Source organism: Okeania sp. SIO2F4, from assembly GCF_010672385.1.
GTDB lineage: Bacteria > Cyanobacteriota > Cyanobacteriia > Cyanobacteriales > Microcoleaceae > Trichodesmium.
On sequence record NZ_JAAHGT010000845.1, the window covers coordinates 1 to 4,284 of the forward strand.

The 4,284-nt window shown below is 38.2% G+C and carries 6 protein-coding genes; 3 read left to right on the forward strand and 3 right to left on the reverse strand.

What is annotated here, in order from left to right:
• Window positions 1–253 precede the first annotated feature (253 nt).
• A complete protein-coding gene (locus F6K22_RS43230; protein ID WP_375340218.1) occupies window positions 254–463 on the reverse strand; it encodes a hypothetical protein in 210 nt (69 codons plus the stop codon).
• Between the two features lie 117 nt (window positions 464–580).
• On the opposite strand from F6K22_RS43230, the gene F6K22_RS43235 reads away from it, so the two are divergent.
• Window positions 581–997 (forward strand): zinc ribbon domain-containing protein, encoded by a 417-nt coding sequence (locus tag F6K22_RS43235; RefSeq protein ID WP_375340219.1) that lies wholly within the window; start codon window positions 581–583, stop codon window positions 995–997.
• Between the two features lie 388 nt (window positions 998–1,385).
• Here the strand turns inward: F6K22_RS43235 and F6K22_RS33710 are convergent, their stop codons facing one another.
• Window positions 1,386–1,523, reverse strand: a complete 138-nt coding sequence (locus F6K22_RS33710) for a hypothetical protein (protein WP_293108420.1) — start codon at window positions 1,521–1,523, stop codon at window positions 1,386–1,388.
• A 529-nt stretch (window positions 1,524–2,052) separates the two neighbouring features.
• Here F6K22_RS33710 and F6K22_RS33715 point away from each other — a divergent pair.
• Window positions 2,053–2,559, forward strand: coding sequence for a carboxypeptidase-like regulatory domain-containing protein (locus F6K22_RS33715; RefSeq protein WP_293108423.1), 507 nt, complete (start codon window positions 2,053–2,055; stop codon window positions 2,557–2,559).
• Window positions 2,560–2,985: 426 nt separating this feature from the next.
• Window positions 2,986–3,630 carry a cobalt transporter CbiM gene (cbiM, locus tag F6K22_RS33720; protein ID WP_293108427.1) on the forward strand — a complete coding sequence of 215 codons (645 nt, stop codon included), beginning with the start codon at window positions 2,986–2,988 and terminating at the stop codon, window positions 3,628–3,630.
• A gap of 467 nt (window positions 3,631–4,097) precedes the next feature.
• Here the strand turns inward: cbiM and F6K22_RS33725 are convergent.
• On the reverse strand, window positions 4,098–4,284 hold a 187-nt coding region (locus tag F6K22_RS33725), incomplete at its 5' end, for a hypothetical protein (protein WP_293108430.1).

Below are 4,284 nucleotides of genomic sequence, written 5' to 3' on the forward strand. Positions count from 1 at the left end.
AGACAAGACAGCGCCGCCAAAGGGGGTCTCCCCCATGAGCGACTGGCGCTGACACTGCTAGCCCAGCAGCCTTATTTTTCTACCATAGCATACTATTGTAAATACCGCATGGGTTGATTGGTTTTCCAATTGCGTCGCTCCCGTTCCGGAGAGCGCAGGTCTTCAACCAACGTTGAGATAAAAAGTTCCTAGCAACGCTAAGATTGGAAAGTTAAAAGTGGCCTGGTCAAGGCCATTGTCAAATCAACCTTCTTCAGTAACGGTAATTAAAGATTGTAGAGGCAATTCGCATAGATGCCCCTACCAGATATTTCTTAAGTTTTGTAGTAGAAATACAACCAGAAACTTTACCAGAAACTGATAATTCAGTAGGTATAGATTTAGGAATTAAAACCTTTGCTACGGTAGGGACGTTGCATAAGGGCGTCCGTACATGGTCAAAAAATTGATGCACCAAAACCATTGAAGAAAAGGATTAATAAGTAGCCTCTTGCTTCCTCCGGTTTTCTACATAAATTATCCACTGAAATAATTCGTGAAAACCAAACAATTGTTTTAGAGGTATGACAATGTTTCTGGTATGGTAAAAAAGCGGTGCGACCCCGCGACGACGACAGATCGCTTGCGGAATGCTGACCAAGAGAGGGAACGCGCACCAAGAGATCGCAAATTATCCAGAGCTATATCAGACTTAGGTTGGAGACAATTTAGGACACTCTTAGAAGGAAAAGCTGAAAAATACGGTCGTGATTTTAGAGTAATAAGCAGGTGGGAAGCAACATCTCAAACCTGCTCTATCTGTGGTTTTAAAGGTAGCCAATTAGACCTTAAGGTGCGAGAATGGGAATGTTTGAATTGTGGTGCTAAGCATGACCGTGATGAAAATGCAGCAATAAATATATTAGTCGCTCCTTGGGCATGCCTCCTCCGGAGGAGCTGCGCTTTTCATGTCGCGAAGCGAAACGGAGACATTAAACAGACCAGGAGGCAAGCGTAAGACTACTGCAAAAGTAGCAGCAGCCTGTGAAACGTCAACTCGCATCGGAGCTACGGCTCGGTTGTTTCCCCGCGCCTAACAGCCGGGGAGGATGTCAACTATTCAGTAACGCCAATATAGAACCCAAATGGGTTCTATTGAAAAATAGATGGTGTGATGGGGTGATAGGGTGATGGCGAGATGGGGGTATTGGAATATTTTTCCATCTTTTCAGTGTATTTCCGTGTGTCCACAGACGACTCCGTACCTCAAAAATTTAGTCCCTGGTAAAGATACCAAATGGCTTCTATAAAGATAAAGCAGTCGCCATTACTGGTACGAATATTCTCAAATATAGTCCGTGCTGCGAATTTAACTTCTGTACGTCACCAATCCGACAGTACCCTATCTAGCTTCTAACTTCGGTAGTCCTGCATGGTAATGGTGAGGATGTATATTTTTTAATTTCTCCCACACTCCCCATCCCCCCATCTCCCCATCCCCCCATCTCCCCATCCCCCCACACTCCTGGTGCTTCCTTTACCATTACGCGAGCACCACCACCCTAACTTCCAACTACTGACTCCAAAAGAAACGGAGCAAGGGAATTTTCCTTGTAAAAATTACAAATCAAAAATACAAGTCGAATAAGTTGATTTTAGCAATTCAGGATTTTCTATAAAATAAATCCCATTTCACAAGAAATCATTCCACAATAAAAAATGGCAAAATTGCTGAAGTAAGTATTGGAGTGAATTGGAGTAATTCTGTTCACTAACTACGTGCCTATCATATCAAGTGCCGAAGTGGACTAAGCTTTTAAGGTCATGACCCTGTGGGAGATTAGCTAGTCTCAAGTGGTCAGGAGAGGAACATTAACTTTTTTGTCAAGTAGAAAAACCTACTCCAGTACCAAACTTTTTAAGCATTATGGAAGCTAACATTACCCCCAAGGGAGGTTTTCACGAACACATTAATGGAAATTGTATCCAGCAAATTTCGGTTTAATCCTTAAATCTTACGTTTGACTCCAAATTAACATTATCTAATAATTAGACTATTAATAGAGGTAAAGTATGAAATGGCAATTCGTTATTCCTTTAATATTTTTATCTGCACTGAGTTTACAGGGAAAAACGAGTGCTCATGGAGTTAAAATTCAACATCAAATTACTCCAGCAATTAAGATTAATGCTGTTTATGATACGGGTCTTCCTTTAGCTAATGCGCCAGTCACAGTTTATGCTCCTAATACTCCTAATAAACCTTGGTTAAAAGGTACAACTGATGAGGAGGGAAATTTTATTTTTTCCCCTGATTCTTCTCAGTCTGGATATTGGGAAATTAAGGTCCGTCAAGCTGGTCATGGTCAGCTAGTTAGTATTCCTTTTCAAGTAGACAAGTCTGACAATTCCGACAATGAAAAAATCAGCAACAGTAACTATTATCTAGCAAGTACCTCTAATGATTATAACCCACTGCAAAAAGGATTAATGATAGGTTGTATTGTCTGGGGTTTTGTCGGAACCAGTTTATTTTTCTGGCGATTTAAAACTCAAAACCAACCACAAGAGGAGCATTAAATTAACGAAATTAGAAGTCAGAATTCAGAAGTAAGAATTTAACTTCTTTCTTTAGTTACACGTGATAAAACTAGAAAAAATATTTAACTGATAACCGATTAAAAGGCAGGGTTGTATGACCCAATCATGTTTGATTATTTGGTAATCCTAAATAAACAATAGACATCTCCAAAAATAAAAAATCAAATCAATCCCATACTCCAGAAACAATCAATTATTTTCGCCTACTCCTGTAAGGGCGATTCGTGAATCGCTCCTACTCCCTACTCCCTCTTTTCTGGAGATATCTAAAAGATTTTAGTTGCTAAATCTCTTTGATTGTTAGGAAGTAATCTCCAAAAATCATTGCTTGTTTCCCACTACCAATAATTCGGTAATTTTTCTCTGAATATTTAACCTTGATCAATCTAATTTTAAATTTTCATAATGCATATTTCAGAAGGCATTCTGCCAGCTCAACTTTGTATTAGTGGCTATGGTCTTACTTCTTTAATTACATGGTATTCTCTACGCCAAATTAATCGTTTGCAAAATCCTCAAGCTAGTATTCCCAAAGCTTCTTTATTAACCGCAGCTTTTTTTGTTGCTTCTAGTATTCATATTCCTATTCCACCAGCTAGTGTTCATTTAGTGCTAAATGGACTGTTAGGAACTGTATTGGGTTATTATGCTTTTCCCGCAATATTGATTGGTTTATTTTTCCAGGGAATAATGTTTGGACATGGTGGTTTAACTACTTTAGGAATTAATGCTCTAATTATGGGTATACCAGCAATTTTAGCTTATCAGATATTTCAATTACGTCATATTTTGGCAAAAGGAATTAGGGAAAATTTATCGATGAGAATTTTTGGCTTTATTGCTGGAGCTACTGCTATAGGGGTTTCTAGTTTAATATTTTTTAGTTTAATTATTACAAATCTTCCCTCTGGATTTGATAATTCATTAGAACAAACAGCAATTTATGGATTAATGATTGCTCATATTCCTTTGATGGGAATAGAAGGAATTTTAACTGCAATGGTTATCAGTTTTTTGCATCGAGTTATGCCAGAACTTTTACCTTCTTGAATAGGGTTTCCTGAAAACTATTTTTGTAGAGGGTAGGAGTTATTTCAGTTCTGAGTTATCAGTTAACAGTACCCCCCTCTAAAGCCCTATCCGTTATAAGAAACTCCTAAATCCAAGAAAGAATTGGCTCTTGACAATTACTGATGATGAATCTTAGAGTTGGAAATGTTTTTCCAACTGTTCCCAGTTAAGTGTTCCTTGTTCCCTGTTATAAAACCCTTTTGTGAATAGGGGGATGGGGAGATGGAGGGATGTTCAGCAATTAACAATGAACAATCAATAATTAATAATTACCCCTTCTTAAAACGGATAGGATTGAGTCAAAGGAAAATTTTTGATTTATCCCCTATCCAAGGGGAGGCTTCAAGGCGTGAATTGTTGAATGAATAATTAATTTACTATCAACTCTTAATAATTAATTATTAACTATTAATTATTAATTATTCGGTAAATATGAGGTAATGTTTCTACCTTATTTCCCCTATTCTATTTCTCCGTCTCCTAACTTCTGTACGTCGCCCTACCGACGGCTCCCCTAACTGAGTCCTGACTCCTTTGCCAAAAACCCGCACTTTTACCAAAGATACCTTCAGGGGTTCTGTAAAGCATCTATAAAGCATAGGTCTAAAGCCGAAGGCTTGAAATATGGAATTT